At 46.4% G+C, this 18,818-nt stretch carries 15 protein-coding genes; 12 read left to right on the plus strand and 3 right to left on the minus strand.

From position 1 onward, the window contains the following. Window positions 1–62 precede the first annotated feature (62 nt). Window positions 63–1,019, minus strand: coding sequence for a D-2-hydroxyacid dehydrogenase (locus tag PAHA3_RS00710; RefSeq protein ID WP_062833028.1), 957 nt, complete (start codon window positions 1,017–1,019; stop codon window positions 63–65). 207 nt (window positions 1,020–1,226) lie between these two features. Here PAHA3_RS00710 and thpR point away from each other — a divergent pair, with 207 nt between their 5' ends. Both thpR and PAHA3_RS00720 read left to right on the plus strand, forming a co-directional pair. Continuing rightward, complete coding sequence (gene thpR, locus PAHA3_RS00715) at window positions 1,227–1,829, plus strand: RNA 2',3'-cyclic phosphodiesterase (RefSeq protein ID WP_062833029.1); 603 nt, start codon at window positions 1,227–1,229, stop codon at window positions 1,827–1,829. A gap of 130 nt (window positions 1,830–1,959) precedes the next feature. Continuing rightward, the gene (locus tag PAHA3_RS00720; protein ID WP_062833030.1) at window positions 1,960–2,817 is read left to right on the plus strand and encodes a cell wall hydrolase; all 858 of its coding nucleotides are present in this window, start codon (window positions 1,960–1,962) and stop codon (window positions 2,815–2,817) included. 275 nt (window positions 2,818–3,092) lie between these two features. Here the strand turns inward: PAHA3_RS00720 and PAHA3_RS00725 are convergent, their stop codons facing one another. Continuing rightward, the gene (locus PAHA3_RS00725) at window positions 3,093–4,307 is read right to left on the minus strand and encodes an MGDG synthase family glycosyltransferase (RefSeq protein WP_062835917.1); all 1,215 of its coding nucleotides are present in this window, start codon (window positions 4,305–4,307) and stop codon (window positions 3,093–3,095) included. 380 nt (window positions 4,308–4,687) lie between these two features. On the opposite strand from PAHA3_RS00725, the gene PAHA3_RS00730 reads away from it, so the two are divergent. The 4 genes from PAHA3_RS00730 to PAHA3_RS30320 all read left to right on the plus strand — a co-directional run bounded on the left by PAHA3_RS00730 (window position 4,688) and on the right by PAHA3_RS30320 (window position 13,410). Further along, entirely contained in the window at window positions 4,688–5,269 is a 582-nt protein-coding gene (locus tag PAHA3_RS00730; RefSeq protein ID WP_062833031.1) for a TetR/AcrR family transcriptional regulator, read from the plus strand. 205 nt (window positions 5,270–5,474) lie between these two features. Next, window positions 5,475–7,757 carry a YhgE/Pip domain-containing protein gene (locus tag PAHA3_RS00735; protein ID WP_062833032.1) on the plus strand — a complete coding sequence of 761 codons (2,283 nt, stop codon included), beginning with the start codon at window positions 5,475–5,477 and terminating at the stop codon, window positions 7,755–7,757. A 671-nt stretch (window positions 7,758–8,428) separates the two neighbouring features. Beyond that, entirely contained in the window at window positions 8,429–13,027 is a 4,599-nt protein-coding gene (gene gltB / locus PAHA3_RS00740) for a glutamate synthase large subunit (RefSeq protein ID WP_062833033.1), read from the plus strand. Between the two features lie 227 nt (window positions 13,028–13,254). Next, window positions 13,255–13,410, plus strand: a complete 156-nt coding sequence (locus tag PAHA3_RS30320) for a hypothetical protein (RefSeq protein ID WP_167350832.1) — start codon at window positions 13,255–13,257, stop codon at window positions 13,408–13,410. 97 nt (window positions 13,411–13,507) lie between these two features. Here the strand turns inward: PAHA3_RS30320 and PAHA3_RS00745 are convergent, their stop codons facing one another. Continuing rightward, window positions 13,508–13,876 (minus strand): helix-turn-helix domain-containing protein, encoded by a 369-nt coding sequence (locus PAHA3_RS00745; protein WP_047841965.1) that lies wholly within the window; start codon window positions 13,874–13,876, stop codon window positions 13,508–13,510. A 347-nt stretch (window positions 13,877–14,223) separates the two neighbouring features. On the opposite strand from PAHA3_RS00745, the gene PAHA3_RS00755 reads away from it, so the two are divergent. The 6 genes from PAHA3_RS00755 (at window position 14,224) to PAHA3_RS00780 (ending at window position 18,802) form a co-directional block, all read left to right on the plus strand. Beyond that, entirely contained in the window at window positions 14,224–14,658 is a 435-nt protein-coding gene (locus PAHA3_RS00755; RefSeq protein WP_062833035.1) for a hypothetical protein, read from the plus strand. Window positions 14,659–14,813: 155 nt separating this feature from the next. After that, a complete protein-coding gene (locus tag PAHA3_RS00760; protein WP_062833036.1) occupies window positions 14,814–15,572 on the plus strand; it encodes a tyrosine-protein phosphatase in 759 nt (252 codons plus the stop codon). A gap of 32 nt (window positions 15,573–15,604) precedes the next feature. Continuing rightward, complete coding sequence (locus PAHA3_RS00765) at window positions 15,605–16,360, plus strand: YveK family protein (RefSeq protein ID WP_211175593.1); 756 nt, start codon at window positions 15,605–15,607, stop codon at window positions 16,358–16,360. Further along, the gene (locus PAHA3_RS00770; protein ID WP_062833038.1) at window positions 16,341–17,018 is read left to right on the plus strand and encodes a CpsD/CapB family tyrosine-protein kinase; all 678 of its coding nucleotides are present in this window, start codon (window positions 16,341–16,343) and stop codon (window positions 17,016–17,018) included. Before PAHA3_RS00765 ends, PAHA3_RS00770 begins: the two co-directional genes overlap by 20 nt. A 186-nt stretch (window positions 17,019–17,204) precedes the next feature. After that, window positions 17,205–18,107, plus strand: a complete 903-nt coding sequence (gene galU, locus PAHA3_RS00775; protein ID WP_062835918.1) for a UTP--glucose-1-phosphate uridylyltransferase GalU — start codon at window positions 17,205–17,207, stop codon at window positions 18,105–18,107. Then, window positions 18,104–18,802: a sugar transferase gene (locus PAHA3_RS00780; RefSeq protein WP_062833039.1), complete on the plus strand. Its 699-nt coding sequence runs from the start codon at window positions 18,104–18,106 to the stop codon at window positions 18,800–18,802. Before galU ends, PAHA3_RS00780 begins: the two co-directional genes overlap by 4 nt. The last annotated feature ends 16 nt before the right edge of the window (window positions 18,803–18,818 follow it).

The following is an 18,818-nucleotide window of genomic DNA, read 5'->3' on the forward strand; positions in this document are numbered from 1 at the left end:
TTTAGTTCAATGTATATCGTTGATCTGATTTGCACAATATTGCATGGGAACGGGTGTTTGTGTTAATATTTATGACTATAATCCACAAGGTTCACCGGCAGGGTGTCGCCAGCGACATAAGCTTCCAAATTTTTGACGAAAATATCGACTGCCCGATCTGCGTATTGCTCTGTACTTCCTGCGATATGAGGCGTAATTAACACGTTATTCATGCCCCACAGCGGGTGGTCTGCCGGAAGGGGTTCTTCTTCGAACACGTCCAGTGCGGCGAAGGCAACCTTGCCGTTTTGGAGTGCATTCAGCAAGGCTTCTGTTTTCACACTGGGGCCACGGCCCACATTGACGAAGCAGGCACCGGATCGGAACTGCTCAAATGCAGTTTGATCATATATATGTTTGGTTTCATCAGTTAGCGGTAAAATGTTAATTACATAATCGCCCTGGCTCAAGGCTTCATGTAAACCGGTCATGTCGTACATTTGATCCACATTGGGGACATCCTTACCTGAGCGGCGAACTCCGATTGTGCGCATGCCGAGTGCTTTGAGGACGCGGGCTGTTTCGGTTCCGATCTCACCCACACCAACGATGACCGCTGTTTTGCCATGCAGTTCCGGCAAAGGCTTGGCAGGAGCTTTCCATTCGGACTGTTGTTGATGCAACATGGCTTGTCTCAGCCAGCGACTGTGGGATAACATCATGCCCAGAATGATTTCGGTGATTGGAATCGCATGGACTCCATTTGCACTGGTGACCTGAACATTCTTTTGTTGCAAATCGGCGAAGGGGAGACTGTCCACACCTGCGGACCAGACCTGGACCCACTTCAGCAGGCTGTCCTGTTTCAGAGCATGTTCAGTGACGAGTGGTGACCAGCCGAAAATAATCTCAGCCTCTTTCAACTCAGCGGGGTCCAATTCCTTGGCTTTTCCAAATTTCAGGGTGTATCCCGGCGCAGCATTCTGAATGCGTTGTTGCTGTTCTTCGGATAGAGATGGAAAACATACAATTTTACCCATAATGTGTGGTCCTCCTGAGATATATAGTTTGATGAGTTTGATAATTGAAGTGTATCAGATTTGATGTTGGATGTGCATTACGGTGGAAAATGCAGGAATCTAGCCTTATTTGCAAAATCTGATCTTTGTGTCACTCTATACTTACCCAACTTGAAACAATATGTATAGTTATGAAATAATAGAGCGAACTTTAGAGAGGTGTATGCAATGAATAACCAATCATATCAGGATCATGCATCCCGGCGGGAAAGATTGTTTGTAGCGATTCGTCTTCCTGTAGCTGTTCAGCAGTCTCTTCAGATGGATGCGAGGCTTGTACAGAACAAGCTTGATTTTCGTAAATGGACAGATCATAGAGATTTTCATATAACCTTGCAATTTCTGGGGGACACCTTCGTTAGTGACATTGGACATCTGCGAAAAGCATTACGCTCAGCAGCAGCCGGATTCCAGGCTTTCGAACTTCAGCTATCGGGCTGGGGCACATTTGGGCTTGAAGAAGCCCCTAAAGTGCTCTGGAAAGGTGTTAGCGGAGAGGTGAATCCATTGCTTACATTACAAAAAGAGATCGTGAAGGCTACTTCAACCCTTGGGTATGAAGCTGAATTAAGACCATTTGCTCCGCACATTACAATCGCCAGAAAGTTTCTGGGGCAGCTTCCAGGTAATGAGAATAAAGGGGTATCCGGAGTGCTTCCGGAACATTCCACAGGTGCTAATTCATGGATGGTAGAGGACGTTGTACTTTATGTAACAAGGCTTGGGCAATCGCCAATGTATGAGGTCGTGGATACGTTCTCTTTTTCCTGAAAATCATTTTTATGCCATAAAATCACATTGACATTACGTTTATCCCTATGTAATATTAGCCATCGTTATTCAAATTCTTTTTTTTGGGTTACTTAGATTAGGGAATTGTTTCGACAGGAGGAATCTTCGAATGAACATTATAAGCAAGAATCGTTGGGTAGCACCGATGTTATCAGTGCTGCTTGTATGTATAGTGGGGGTAAATGTCGTTCAGGCGACGGGGAAGTGGAATGAAGCTAGTGATAGTAAACAGATGACCGAACTTGCGGCTTCTGTGCAAAATAACCAATCATCTACGCAAGAAGAGAGGCGTATGATGGAAGATGGGACAAGTCTGTCCTCTAATCTGTCTGCCCAAACCGTAGCGTGGACTGAAACTCTGCCAGCGAAGAACTGGCTTACGACTACTCAAGAAGAGCAGGAATTGCAAGAAGCCAAGGCCAAGAACAAAGCTAGAGCTGTAGCTGCGGCCAAAGCCAAAAAAGAAGCTGCACTGAAATTGGCCAAAGTGGAACGTGCCAAAGCGGTAGCTGCTGTAACAACTCCCCCCCAAAAACTATACTTTACGCGGACCGAACTTTTGAACCAGGAAGACTCGAAACTTGCAACCTGGTCATACAGTGTGTCCGATAAAGAACTGCATCTGCTGCAAAAAATCGTCATGGCAGAAGCAGAAGGTGAACCGTACGAAGGCAAGGTGGCAGTTGCCAATGTTGTCTTAAACCGGCTGCGGTCAGCCAATTTTCCCGATACCATTTACAAGGTCATCCATCAGAAATCCCAGTTCAGTCCTGTAGCGAACGGACGTTTGAAACGTGTGGTTCCCAATGAGGACAGTATCAAAGCAGTCAATGCTGCACTGAATGGGAAGAAGGAAGTTGCCGATGATACGTATTATTTCTTGTCATTGACGCTTGCTGACGATCTGACAGTTGCCCGCTCGAAGAAAAAAGTAAAAACGATCGGTCATCATACTTTTTACAAGTAATCGACCCGTAAATTCTGCAAACAGGCAGGGTAGTTAACTGTGTGTGCGTCACACGGCCCTTCAAAAAGCCTGAATCGTAGTTTTATTTCGTTATTCTTAAATATCGTTATACTCTAAATTACCCTTTTTTCTGCCAAATCATACGGTGGATTTAGCGAAAATAAAAGAAGGTTCCCTTCCAAAATGACGGAAGGGAACCTTCTTTGTATATAAGGAGTATTTGTCTTGTCCCCTATAACACCTCGTGAGAGCTGTTCTATAGGTCCATAGAGGCATCAGAATGGCATTCTGGTACCTGACAAGGACGTGGCAGCAATTCCGGCTGTGAAGCGCTCCACGGGCGTTGTTGTGACTTCGGATGTTGTCGGGAATAATAAGTCATGGACAGCTTGTGCACAACACGTTGGATCATAGGCTGAACGATTACCTGAATTAAGGGCTACGTTCATCGGGCTTTCAGCTTGAGAGGATGCCTGCTCGCATAATTGTCTAAAACGATTGGTGATTACGTCGGCAGAGTGAATGACCTGACCGTATCCGGCTTGTACAAAGTATTCACAGTTCTCTTCCTCTTGACCTGCCAGCGGAGGGATGAACAGCATCGGTAGACCCTTGGCTAGCGCTTCAGTGCATGTCATGCCACCTGGCTTCGTGATCAGCACATCGGATACATCCATCAGTTTGCTTACTTCCCGCGTGTATCCCAGGATGCGAATATTAGGGTGTTGAAAGCAAGGCATTTCCTTCATTTTCGCGATCATTTTCTCGTTGCTTCCAAGACAGAAGACCATTTGCACACGATCTGCCCAGGACGTGAGAGCTTTCATATGATCCTCATCAAAAGAAAGTCCCCAGCCTCCACCCATGAGAAGCGCGGTAGGCATGTTCTGAAGCCCCATCTCTTCTCGCAGCTTCACCTTGTCGCCTGCTTCCCAGAAGTCCGGATGCACAGGAATTCCTGTGATTTGAATGTGAGAGGGATCGACACCCCGGATCTCAAGCAATGCTTTGACCTGAGGGGTAGAGACCAGATATTTGTTCACTTCCGGATTAATCCATGTTCCATGCACATCATAATCCGTCACGACGGTATAGAGTGGAATATTGAGACCCTGGCGCTTGAGCCGGGAGATCACTGCATTTGGAAAAGGATGGGTACAGATCACCGCATCCGGTTTCAGCTGGGATACAACCTGCGCCGTCTGTGTATAGAAAATTCGGTGTAACGCCAGTTTGGTAAAGCCGTTTAATGATTTGTTGTACTGGGTGCGGTACAACAGGCTGACCAGTTTGGGTTGAACCGACAATGTCTTTCGATATGCAGAAAAGATTAGCGGAGCCACCGTTGGGTTTAAAAATTTGCCTAGTTCAATGACACGACTGTGAACATGTGGACTGACTTTTTTGATGCCATGTGCCAGCGCATGAGCGGCCTGAGTGTGACCGGTACCGAATCCTTCCGATAATAAGAGCACTCTTGGTTTTCGCATGAGTTCACCTTTATTCATAAGTTTAAATTCAAGATTAAAATATTCATCGTTTATTCTAGCTAGGGATTGCGTTACTACATGAATATACATTGAAACGCAAAATCATGTTTCTTCTATGAATATTTACACTATATATCTTACTCTGAGACAGCCTAACTTCATTTATGTGCGTATTGTTTGAGTCATCTTACACTATAGACGACGACAGAAGGAGTTTCCACTGCATTTAGGTTAAAAAATATTAACACAATTTTTTAAATGTTAGGGTTGCAATCTGTTTTCGAAGGTGGTATTGTAGTTTTTGACCGAATGACTGAATTGTATTTTTGGTCATTTATATGGAACGTTTGAACAATGAATCAGAATAAAGGAGGGATTAGATGGCTCCGATTGACAGGAGACAGCAGGTGATACATGCAGCAGCCCAGTCGTTTGCCATGTTTGGATACAAAGCAACGACGATGGATCAGGTTGCCAAGATTGCGAATGTTGGCAAAGGAACGATCTATACGTTTTTCACGAATAAGGAACAATTGTTTGATCAGATCCTGGTAGAAGTGATTCAGGAAATGAAGAACATTGCGCATCGTGAAGTACATCAGGAAAGTGCATTTTTCGATAATCTGTTTCGTGTACTGGATGCATTGTTAGAGTTTCGTCGTGATCACGATCTGCTTGTTAAGTTATCTCAGGAACTGAAGGACTTTGGTACACTTCAGGCCAAGGAAGGTTTGGACAAAGTGGAGAAAGTGATCTCCGATTTTTTGGCTCGGGAGCTTGAGAAAGCGAAAGAAAATGGAGAGATTCGGGATTGTGACCCACAAGTTGTCGCTTTTATGATGATTCGCCTGTACATTGCGCTCACCTCAGACTGGAGCAAACAACATCAACCGCTGAGCAAAGAGGAAATTAAGACTTACTTTCGCCTTTTCTTAATGGAAGGAATTGCTGCTGTAACGTAATCCGAATTTAATCTACTATAATATAAGGATTTTACGCGTATCAAGCAGTGAGACTTGTCGGAAGACAGGTTGTTTTTTTGCTCTAAAGTGACCGTTTGAGGAAAGTGGTCATTGCGTGTTTCAGTATATTTTCTGGAATGCGACATTGTATTTCATTATGGTTATTCCTGCTCACAGAGCAGAGAGATTAAGGGGAGAAAATGACATGAAATCTTTATCCGTGTTTTTCAAGGATGTGGGATCGGCCGTGAGAAACCCGAAGGTGTTGATCCCTGTTATTGCAATTATGTTTATACCGATCCTGTATAGTGGCATTTATCTGGCGGCCTATTGGGACCCGTATGGTCATGTAGATGAGATGCCGGTTGCCGTTGTCAATCTGGATAAAGGTGCTGAGCTGGAGGGCAAATCCCTCCATGTAGGTAGTGATCTGGTAGATGAGCTGAAGAAAAATGCAGATTTCAAATGGGATTTTGTCAGTGCCAGTCAAGCCAAAGAAGGCATGAGTAATGACAAATATTATATGCAAATTACAATTCCGGAGAACTTCTCATCTCAGGCAACAACGTTGCTCGATGACAAGCCCGAGCCGGCTGATCTGATCTATGAACCCAATGGCAATTACAGCTTTGTCGGTGCACAGATCGGTAAGACTGCTATTAAGGATCTGAAAGCGAAGGTCTCGGCCAAAGTTACGGAATCCTATGCAGAGACATTGCTCGATAAGTTCTCCGAGGTATCCGATGGTTTAGCGGAGGCAGGCGACGGAGCAGGGGAACTGAATACGGGTGCAGGTAAACTGGATGATGGTGCCGTGAAGCTCAAAGATAACTTGGCTAAGCTCGCATCCGGTACGCTTGAACTTCAGGAAGGACTTTCTCCATTAAGTGATGGCGTCAACGCTTTGCATACGGGCGCGACGAAGCTTGAATCTGGAACATCGAATCTTGTCTCCGGTCTGCAACAGCTTCAGGCAGCAGCATCAAGTCAGCTTCAGAGCGGAGCCGATCAGTTGAAGGATGGCAGCGCCAAGTTGGAAACTGGACTCCAGTCTTCACTGGATGGCACAAACAAGTTGCAGGCTGGCTTGCAATCGTCCGAACAGGGCAGTGCGAAGCTGTCTGATGGTCTGCAAACAGCTGTTCAGGGCAGCGGTACACTGGCAACAGGCCTGCAATCGGCTGTAGATGGCAGCTCCAAGGTTGCTGATGGCGCACAGGGTGTAGCCGCCGGATTGAAACAGCTTGCTGCATCGAATCCAGAACTGGCTGAAAATGCGGATGTACAGAAACTGCTTGCAGCAAGTGAAGCTGTTGCTGATGGCAGTGCACAATTGCATGAGAGCGAGCAGAAGCTGGCACAGGGTGCAGATCAGTTGCATCAGGGTAACCAGCAGCTGGCTGCGGGTGCAGCCGAGCTTCATGGAGGTCAGGAGCAACTTCTGGCTGGTGCGAACCAGCTGGTGGATGGTCAAAAGCAATTGCTGGCTGGTGCGGGACAGCTTAGTCAAGGAGGAGCGAAACTCTCCGATGGTCTGAAGCAGTTCAGTGGCAAACTGGGCGATGCTGCAAGTGGCGGTACATTGCTTGCAGATGGTGCCAAGCAGCTGGGTACAGGTACGACAGCTTTGCAAACGGGTGTAGGTAAACTCAGTGGTGGCGTTAGTTCACTAACGGATGGTTCCAAGCAACTGGGTGATGGTGCAGGCAAACTGGCTGACGGTCTTACTGAGTTGAAAGATGGCTCAAGTGAACTGGCAACCAAGTTGAATGATGCCGCACAGAAAACATCCGAAGTTAAGAAAACGGATGATGTGGTGAACATGTTCGCTGAACCTGTGAACTCTTCGGAGAACACAGCTGAGAACGTGAGCAATTATGGTACAGGATTGACACCGTTCTTCCTGTCTATCGGTTTGTTCGTGGGATCGCTGATTTCGACGATTGTATTGAAAATGCGGGAAACGTCCGTACCTGGTGCAACAGGCTGGAATCGTTTTGTTAGCCGGACACTGGTATTTGGCTCCGTAAGCATTTTTCAATCGGTTATCGTGGCAAGCTTCATGTTATACGGTCTTGGACTGGAGACACATAGCGTAGGGCTGTTCTATCTGTTCACCATTATTACGGGCCTGACCTTTATGTTTATTGTTCAGGCACTTGTAACTTGGCTGGATCTGCCTGGACGTTATGTTGTCATTCTGCTGCTGGTCTTCCAGCTTGCGGCTAGCGCAGGTACGTTCCCTGTAGAACTGATTCCATCATGGCTTCAAGCATTTAGCCCTTGGTTGCCAATGACGCACAGCATTATGGGCTTCAAGGCGGTTGTATCGAGTGGCAATCTGGATGTGATGTGGCATCAGGCAGGAATTCTTAGCATCTATGCTGGTGTGTCCATCGTGTTGACGCTGGCCTACTTCCTCTGGAACGGCAGACGTCCGAAAAAGGAAGTCGAACGGGCTGATTCCAGTCAAGTTGTGACAGCATAAGTCCAATCTGATCTTCAGCAGGAGAGATTTACGAAAAAAAACTTTATTTTCATGTAGCGAAATTATGCAATATAGTAGTCAAATAGTGCAAATAGCCTGTGACCCTAAAATGGGGTTGCAGGCTATTTTGTATACAAATGCATAGAGAAGCAAAGATTCGCTGGATCAAGCGGTGACAATTTGGTGGAATTATGCTTAAACGCAGGCCACATATGGAACGATTTTCTTCTGTCAGCAATTTAATTCAGTTGTACTCTGGCTTAAAAAGTGTATAATTATTCGAAAAAGAGATGAATTTAAACGTCATTACAGTAAAGCTGTACTGCAAAACATTTCTTATCAGAGGTATTAAAAAGTTTAAATTGCGCTGATGTTAGGTCGGTGTTAAAATAATAGAACTATATCAAAAAACGTCGCTCCATATCAGTAGCCGTGCCAGCGGCTGCGTGTTGATTTATATATGCTGTTTGTCGGATCGTCCGAATCAGCTCATCTCATTTAATGGCTTCTGCCCTATAGCAGGCATATGTTTTTGACAGTCTCATGCTGTCACCTCTTCTATCTAGCAGGCTCTATCGCAAGCGAAAGGCCAGCTCCTCCCGTTTCATTGTTGCCTGTTGCCTATGTTCTTGATCTTTCCGAAATACTTCATTATAGAAAGGTTGCGTTCCATGAGACACATCGGATTACCTCCAAAACAGGGTCTGTATGACCCGCAGTTCGAAAAAGACGCATGCGGAATGGGTTTTGTTGCCAACATCAAAGGAGTACCTTCACACGATATCGTTAGTCAGGCACTGACTATGCTTAGTAACATGGAGCATCGTGGAGGACAGGGAAGTGAACCGAATTCCGGTGACGGAGCAGGTATCCTGATTCAGATTCCACATCGCTATTTTGCACAGGAAGCGGAACGCCTTGGTTTTGCATTGCCAGAACAGGGATTCTATGGCGTAGGGATGTTGTTCCTTTCACAGGACCCTGCCATTCGCAGTGCACATGAAGAGAGCCTTAAGAAGATTATTGAAGAAGAAGGTCAGACGTTCCTGGGTTTCCGGGATGTTCCTACTTTTGATGAAATGCTGGGCCGTTCTGCACTTGCAGCGAAACCTTATGTACGTCAGGTGTTCATTGGAAGATCTGCAGATGTGAAGGATGAGCTTGGATTCGAGCGTAAGTTGTATGTCATTCGCAGACGCGCTGAGCTGGCTATTCGTTATTCGGCAGATGAAGCAGAAGGCGGTTCGTTCTACCTGCCAAGCTTGTCTTGTCGCAAAATTGTATATAAAGGCATGCTGACAACAGAACAGGTGGGAGAGTTCTATCTGGATCTGCAGCAAGATCTTGTTGAATCGGCTATTGCACTCGTGCATTCCCGTTTCAGTACGAACACATTCCCAAGCTGGGAACGTGCCCACCCGTATCGCTTCATGATCCACAACGGTGAGATCAACACGATGCGTGGTAACGTGAACTGGATGCATGCACGGCAGTCCTTGTTCGAGAGCGAGCTGTTCGGTAACGACATCGCCAAAGTGAAACCGGTCATCAATCCGGACGGTTCAGATACAGCCATGTTCGATAACACGCTGGAGTTCCTGTATCTGAGTGGACGTTCTTTGCCAAACGTGGCGATGATGATGGTTCCTGAACCTTGGAGCACAGATGAGGGCATGGACCCTGCCAAAAAGGCATTTTATGAGTATCACAGCACGATGATGGAGCCTTGGGATGGGCCAGCAGCAATGGCCTTTACAGACGGTTTGCAAATTGGTGCAACACTCGACCGTAATGGTTTGCGTCCAGCTCGTTATTATGTAACCAAGGATGACCGCATTATCCTGTCTTCTGAAGTTGGGGTACTTGATATCGCGCCGGAAGAGATCCTGTACAAAGATCGTCTGCGTCCAGGTCGGATGTTGCTCGTGGATACACAACAAGGCCGCATCATTGCGGATGAGGAAGTAAAAGCAATCATTGCAGCCGAGAATCCGTATCAGGATTGGCTTGATGAGCATCTGATGGATCTGAGCGAGTTGCCGGAAGCACCGGAACTGCCTGATCCAAAACATGATAACGTGACCCAGCTTCAGCTGGCATATGGTTATACATTTGAAGAGCTTCGTAAAATCCTGGAGCCTATGGCAACAACAGGTATGGAAGCTACCGGTTCGATGGGCTATGATGCACCGCTAGCTGTCCTGTCGGATCGTCCACAGCGTCTGTACAACTACTTTAAACAGATGTTTGCGCAGGTAACCAACCCGCCAATCGATGCAATCCGTGAAGAGATTGTAACGTCTACGGCAACAACGATTGGTCCTGAGCGTAACTTGCTCAACCCTGAACCGGAGAGCTGTCGCCAGATTCGTCTGGATACACCGGTATTGTCCAACGAAGACTTTGCGAAGATTCGCCATGTGCGTCGCCCAGGCTTCCGCTCCATGACAATTCCGATCTTCTTCACCGCTGCAGAAGGAGCAGAAGGACTTCGCAAAGCGATGGAACTGCTCTTCGAAGCTGCAGACCGTGTCATCGACAAAGGTCATAACATCCTGATCCTGTCTGACCGCGGTGTAGACGCAGAGAATGCGGCCATTCCTGCATTGCTTGCTGTAGCAGGTCTGCATCACCATCTGATTCGTCAGGGAACCAGAACAAAAGTCAGCATTATGCTCGAATCCGCAGAGCCGCGTGATATTCACCACTACGCATTGCTGCTGGGTTACGGTGTAAGTGCGGTGAACCCTTATCTGGCCTTTGAAACGTTGGATGACATGATTCAGCAAGGGTTGCTGCGGGGTATCTCGCATGAGAAAGCAGTGAAAAACTACATTAAAGCAGCTACCAAAGGCGTTACGAAAGTGTTGTCCAAAATGGGGATTTCTACGATTCAATCGTATCGCGGAGCTCAAATCTTCGAAGCAGTGGGTCTGAAATCGGACTTCGTTGACCGTTACTTTACCTGGACACCTTCCCGCATCGGCGGAATTGGGTTGGAAGAAGTGGCAGCCGAAGCGTTGACACATCATAACCGTGCCTTTACGGAAAAAGACGGTAACGATAAAGTATTGGATTCCGGTGGGGACTATCAATGGCGTAACGACGGAGAAGAGCATCTGTTCAATCCGCAAACCATTCATACCCTGCAACACGCAGTACGTACTGGGGATTACAAGCTGTATAAAAAATATTCCAAACTTGTACAAGGTGAGAATGATCAACTGTTGACTATTCGCTCCATGCTGAAGCTGAAACCGGTTGGAGCTTCCATTCCACTCGAAGAAGTTGAATCTGTTGAAGATATCATGCGTCGTTTCAAAACGGGTGCGATGTCCTTCGGTTCAATCAGTAAAGAAGCGCATGAAGATCTTGCCATTGCTATGAACCGTGTTGGTGGTAAATCCAATACCGGTGAAGGCGGAGAAGATCCGGCTCGCTTCATTAAAGATAGCAACGGGGATTCCCGTCGCAGTGCGATCAAACAGGTTGCATCTGGACGTTTCGGTGTAACATCCAACTACCTGGTTAACGCCGACGAAATTCAGATCAAAATGGCACAGGGAGCAAAACCGGGTGAAGGCGGACAGCTGCCAGGACGTAAAGTGTATCCTTGGGTTGCTGAAGTTCGTGGATCAACACCGGGCGTAGGTCTGATCTCACCACCACCACATCACGATATCTACTCGATTGAGGATCTGGCGGAGCTGATCTATGACTTGAAAAATGCCAATCCGCGTGCTGAGATCAACGTGAAGCTCGTATCGGAAGTAGGCGTGGGTACCATCGCAGCTGGTGTAGCCAAAGGCCGTGCCGATATTATCCTCGTCAGCGGTTATGACGGTGGTACAGGTGCATCACCGCAAGGTTCGATTCGCCACGCAGGTATGCCTTGGGAACTGGGTCTTGCAGAGACACATCAAACGTTGATGCTGAACAATCTGCGTGACCGTGTTGTCCTCGAAACAGACGGCAAAATGCTGAACGGACGTGACCTGGCGATTGCAGCTTTGCTTGGAGCAGAAGAGTATGGTTTCTCTACAGCACCGCTCGTTGCACTTGGCTGTATCATGATGCGTGTCTGTCAGATGGATACCTGTCCAGTTGGTGTAGCGACACAGAATCCGGAATTGCGTAAAAACTATATGGGTGATCCGGCTCACGTGGTTAACTTCATGCGATTTGTTGCTGAAGATGTGCGTGAGATCATGGCTGATCTTGGTTTCCGTACCATTCAGGAAATGGTCGGACGTACAGATTGCCTCGAAACGGTAGAAGCCGTAGATCACTGGAAGAAAAAAGGTGTGGATCTGTCTGTATTGCTGCACGTGCCTGAAATGCCGGAAGGCTCTGCACGTTACCGTACACAGCATCAGAATCACCAATTGGAAGAAACGCTGGATATGCAGCAATTGCTGCCACTGGCACAGTCTGCTATTGAATCCGGTCAACCGGTTGAAGCGGTACTTCCAATTACGAACGTTAACCGTGCTGTAGGTACTATTTTGGGTAGTGAGATCACACGCAAATATGGACTCGCAGGATTGCCGGAAGACACGGTTAAATTCAAATTTGTCGGCTCTGCCGGACAAAGCTTTGGGGCCTTTGTACCTAAAGGCATGACCTTAACCGTTGAAGGCGACTCCAATGACTACGTGGGTAAAGGATTGTCCGGAGGTAAACTGATCGTGATGCCTTCTCCGAAAGCAACGTTCGAGGCGGAAGACAACATCATTATCGGGAACACGGCTCTTTACGGAGCAACAAGTGGTGAAGCATATATCCGTGGTATTGCGGGTGAGCGATTCGCTGTACGTAACTCGGGCGCCAAAGTCGTCGTTGAAGGTGTCGGCGACCATGGTTGTGAGTATATGACGGGTGGACGTGTCGTTGTACTCGGCGGTACAGGTCGTAACTTTGCAGCAGGGATGTCCGGAGGTATTGCCTACGTATATGATCCGGAAGGCACATTCCTGAAACGTTGTAATCTGGAAATGGTTCTTTTGGAGCGTATCGAAGATGTGGCTGAAAGTGCAGATCTTCGAGGCATGATTCAACGTCATGTTGCCAACACAGGAAGTGCCGCTGGTCAGCGCATTCTGGATAACTGGCAAGATGCGGTGAATCAGTTCGTTCGGGTTATTCCGAAAGACTTCAAACGCATGACAGAGCAGATTGAACGGATTCAGGCGACTGGTTTGACTGGAGAAGCGGCATTGCTCGCAGCATTTGAAGCGAACATGCGTGAACTTGCACGTGCTGGAGGCTAATAACTTCCTTTTCAAGTGTAAGTGCATGAACAGGTTGTATTAAGAATAATAGGAGCAATATGGTTGCCATTATGGCACCATATTGCTCCTATTTGGCTTTCGACAAAATTAGAACCCGTTCAAAAAACGTTATCGCCATGAGACGACAACATTGAGGAAGTTTCTCAAGTATAATAAGGCTAGTTTTGGAGTGCAGGGAAAGTATAAAGATAAGAGAGGTTAGCGGAATGAATATGAAGCATCCAAACAGGGGCGATCGTAAGCCGACAGGTAAACAAGTCGAAGCAACCCAGATGGACATCATGAAGGTTTTACTGCAATGCGGAATCGACCCGGAGCGTTGGAACCAATTCGTATCCTCCGTCAACAACAAGCGTCCTTGACACAATAGACAACCATGGAATGGAGGGAATTCAAGACACCAAAAAAGCCCAGCAGCCGGAGAGTACATCTCTCGGGAACTGGGTCCTCTTTTCGGGTTTAGTCCATGCTGCGTTCCATTCGGACAAAAGCAATAAAACGACGTGCCTCTTCTTCCGTTAAGGACTTACCATCAATCATCAGATCGAAGCGCTCCAGCACTTCCTTGTCCGATAACTCCAGGGTGTCAACGAATTCACGTACGTCTTCATCCATCACGACATCACTTTGCTTCGTACGTCCAATGAGATAATCAATGGACACGTCGAAGATGTCGGCAAGTCTCGTTAACACTTCGAAATCCGGTTTACGTCGGTTCTTCTCGTAGTGGGAGAGAGCAGCTCTTGTAATATGAATGGAGCTCGCAAGTTCTTCTTGAGTAAGTCCCCGCTGTTCCCTTAATTCAGCAATGCGATTTCCGTAACTCATAAGCTATTTCCCCCTGAACGACATCAAATATATATTGAAACAATCCTGAGCCAAGTTTTTGATCAGGGCAGCTTTCCTGCAAAAGAGTAACTCCTCATGCGTTTCCTTCAACCATTTCCATTTGTAAATAGGTCTGTCTAAGGACATCTCAAATTGTCGTAAATCAAAAGAACCATGTCCAAATACCGCTTGACATGATACGTATTGTATCGTAAATTGGACGTATGGAGTTACAAAATGTATCATTTGGAATATTTTAAGTATCTCCTAGTTGCCTCCACCATATACCTGTGAGAAGGAAGTAGAGGCAGTCCATGTAGGCTAATCCATTCTAAAGGAATGAAACCATGAATTCAATAATTCAGGAATGGGCTGATATGAAATTAAATGTCCATATGTACATTCAGGAGTTTCATGGGAAAATGGTAGACCGCAAAAGACGCCCCGTTCTGTTACTTGGAATGGACACGCAAGCGATTACCTTTCTGAGCGACCTGAACTTACCAGTATCACCAGAAGTGCTCATTGGTTTGGATGTTGAAGATCATCATGTATGTGTAAGACTTCACGCAAGGTTGCAATGGAAACAGCCCTTCGGAGAGCTCACAATGTATCATTCAAACTTGCATATTCAGCACGAACAGAAACTATATATAACTGGACAGTTAAACGCAATGCTTACTGAGGTTCAGTTTAAGGCGGTTTCCCGTTTTCAGTATGAAAAGGCGACAGAGCAAAGGGCCCTGCAAAAACCCTATCATTACATTGATTTCACCATATAATTCCAGGTCGAATCTTAACATTTTCTGAATAAAACATGCACTTAACGCCATTTTACTATATTTCATAGCGTTATGCATTAGTTCTTTAACACCAAAAGCATTTGCGCAATGAATAAAAGGGCGAGGGGGATCATACTATTTCAGGAAGTTTGGATATGGTTGAAATGCACTGCCACATATTATCCGGTCTGGATGATGGTCCTGTTCGAATGGAGCAGTCCGTTGCGATGGCTGAGAAGGCGGCAGCCTCAGGAATTACCTCCATTATTGCTACTCCGCATCACCTGAACGGGCAATACAACAATGAACCGATGGTGGTCAATCAGGCCGTGAACCTGCTTCACGCAGAACTTCGCAAACGTAATATTCGCCTGGAGATCCGTCCCGGACAGGAGATCAGGGTGCATGACAACCTGATTGGAGACTTATATGCAGGGAAGTGCTGCACACTCGCCGGAAGTCGTTACATGTTGCTGGAACTGCCCTTTGGTCATATTCCCTCACAGTTCCCCAGGATACTGCATGAATTACGAATAGCGGGAATTACCCCTATTATTGCTCATCCGGAACGCAATCGTGTCATTTTGAAGAAGCCAAAGCTGTTGGCTGATTATTTGAGTCAAGGTGGGTTATGTCAGCTCACGGCTCAATCTTTCACAGGGCTTTTCGGTCGAAAAGTTCGGCAGTGGTGTTTTCATTTTTGCAAAGAAAACGGGTTTCATTTCATTTCATCAGATGCGCATGATACGTGCAAAAGGACGTTTGCCATAAGTGAAGGAGAGCGAGTCATCGAGCGTCGATTCGGAGCCGAAGCCGTCAAAAAGCTGGCAGAGAATGCATCTCACATACTATCGAATTCGAGCCTGGTCACAGAACGCTGGAAACCTCGCAAATGGCTGCTGTCCATCTGGTAGTTACATAGGTTTGATCACAACGTATAGGAGGAATGAAAGTGGAACTTAAAGGATATTTTCGACTCTTACAAAAGAAACTGTGGTTGATTGTTGCAATAGCTTTAATAGCCGGTGTGGGTGCAGGGGTCAAAAGCATTTTTTTCACTCAGCCCATCTATGAGGCAAGTTCCAAACTGATTGTGAACCAGACTTCCACCGTTCAAGGTCAGGCGATGATGGATTTCAGTATGATTCAAACCAACATCAAACTCATTAACTCGTATAGAGAAATTATTAAATCTTCCGCCATTATGGATAAAGTCGCTACCACGTATCCGGACTTGGGCTTAACCTCTGCTCAGCTCATGAATAGCACCTCCGTCTCTACAGCCAGCGAATCCCAAGTGATGAGCATAACTGTACAAGGGACTACCTACGAAAAAGCCGCGAAAACGGTCAATGCCATCTCCAACGTGTTCCAATCTCAAATCCCCCTGATCATGAAAATCGATAATGTGGCTATCCTCAGTGAAGCAAAAGTGGATAGTAACGTACCTCCAATCAATATGAAAACCACATTAAGCATCATTGTCAGCCTGTTCGCTGGTCTTGTACTTGCGATTGCGCTCGTATTTCTGCTGGACTATCTGGACGATACATTCAAATCCGAAACCGAACTGGAAAAAGAGCTGGGGCTTCCTGTGCTTACAGTGATATCCAAAATGAAAAAAGATGATCTGAAAAATACGAAAAATTACGTATCTCAACAGAAAGTGGGGGATGGCAAATATGTCGCGGCTAACCAATGAAAATAACAGTCTGGTGACCTATTTTAACTCCAAATCTCAAATCTCGGAGGGATACCGTAAATTACGGACTAACATCCAGTTTTCTTCGATCGACAGTCATATCAAAAAAATTATGGTGGCTTCGGCCGAAGCCGGCGAAGGAAAGACCACAACCATCAGCAACCTAGCGGTGACCTATGCTCAGGAAGGCAAGAAAGTTCTACTGATCGATGCGGATCTGCGTAATCCTTCTTTGCATCAGGTGTTCTCCGTACCGAATCATGTCGGTCTCAGCAGCGTGCTGTCCAATCAGTACAGTGTGGATGAGGTGCTCAGAGAAAGTTATATCGACAATCTTCAGTTGTTTACGTCTGGCCCAATTCCGCCGAACCCATCCGAGATGATCGGTTCCAAACGGATGATCAAGCTGATTGAGGAGTTAGAGGATCAATATGATGTCATCATGTTTGATACACCGCCGGTGCTCGCAGTAACAGATGCACTCATTGTGAGTTCGTTGTGTGATGGTGTGCTGCTGGTCGTGAACTCGGGCAAGGTCAAGAAGGAATTGGTCAAGAAGACCAAGGCTGCTCTGGAACATGTGAATGCACGAATTCTGGGCGCGATCTTGAATAATATCAAAAACGCTGCAGTTCCGGTGGGCTACGGAGAGAAGTAAAACTTCCATCTGATGTTCCCGAAGAAACAGGTAATGTCTACTGCACCTTTATCACTGTAGGCACTCGGTCATGCTGTGGGTTCAATGAACCTTAGACGTTAATCGTCAAAGGTATGACGTGAGGACGGGTTAGATGCCCTGGTTCAACTTTTATCAAACTAAAAAAAAGAGGATAGGGTGGTATTTATGAAAAAAGTGAGAAAAGCAATCATTCCTGCAGCTGGACTGGGTACTCGTTTTTTGCCAGCCACGAAAGCGATGCCCAAAGAAATGCTCCCTATTGTGGACAAACCAACTATACAGTATATCGTTGAGGAAGCCATTGCCTCTGGAATTGAAGACATCATCATCGTAACCGGTAAAGGGAAGCGGGCGATTGAAGATCATTTCGACAACGCTTTTGAACTGGAACACAACTTGTTGGAAAAAGGCAAACTGGGCCTGCTTGAAGAGGTCCGCAAATCTTCTAATGTGGATATCCACTACATAAGACAAAAAGAGGCCAAAGGACTTGGTCATGCTGTCTGGTGTGCACGTAACTTTATCGGTGACGAACCTTTTGCCGTGTTGCTCGGAGATGATATCGTCGTATCGGAAGTGCCATGCACCAAACAACTGATTGATCAATATGATCAGGTTCAACAATCCATTGTTGGCGTACAGACCGTACTTGCTGAACAAACAGACAGATACGGCATTGTGGACCCGTTACAATCGGATGGCCGTTTGACAGAGGTTCTCAGATTCGTAGAGAAACCTGCCCAAGGCACAGCGCCTTCCAACCTGGCGATTATGGGGAGATACGTACTGAGTCCAGAGATTTTCGAACATCTGGAGCAACAGGAGATTGGTCAAGGGGGAGAGATTCAATTAACGGACGCGATTCAGCGTTTAAATGAGACACAAGGAGTGTATGCTTACGATTTCGAGGGAGTACGTTATGACGTGGGCGAGAAACTGGGATTCATTTTGACGACCATCGACTTCGCTCTGCAAAAACAGGAACTTAGAATTCCAATGCTGCAAGCTCTGCAACAGATTCTGGAAAAAGAGTCGGTAGAACATGTAGCCGGGGGGGAGTTTGAATGAGTCCATCTCCCCAAACGAAGGAAGCGGAGATCGTTATGGACCCAAGTCTGGGGTACAATGCATCAACGATGGCAGGACAAAATGCAGATAAAGTGTATCTATTTATGAAAAGAATGCTCGATTTGCTGGGTTCTTTCATAGGTTTGATCATTTTGTGCCCCTTGTTTGCGGTCATCGGAATACTGATCAAAATCGAGGCCCCGCAGGGGTCTGTTTTTTTTCGTCAGGTACGGGTCGGACAGAATGGGAAAGAGTTTCATATGTACAAATTCAGGTCGATGGTTGCGAATGCAGAAGATCTACTGGAACAGCTGATTGACCAGAATGAAGTGAATGGGAACATGTTCAAAATGAAAAATGATCCCCGCATTACACGGATTGGCAAGTTTATTCGAAAAACCAGCCTGGATGAGCTGCCACAGTTGTGGAACGTGTTCCGAGGAGAGATGAGTCTCGTTGGACCCAGACCGGCTCTGCCCAGAGAAGTGCAGAATTACACTTCGTATGACAGACAGCGCCTGCAGATGATTCCGGGATGTACGGGATTATGGCAAGTTAGCGGTCGAAATAGTGTCGGTTTTGATGAAATGGTAGAGCTGGATCTGACGTATGCCCGTGAGCGCAATATGATGGTGGATATCAAAATTATCTTCAGAACGTTCAGGGTGCTGGTTGGTTCGAAGGATGCATTTTGAAACACGATTCTGGCTT

This window comes from Paenibacillus amylolyticus (assembly GCF_001570725.1).
Lineage (GTDB): Bacteria > Bacillota > Bacilli > Paenibacillales > Paenibacillaceae > Paenibacillus > Paenibacillus amylolyticus_A.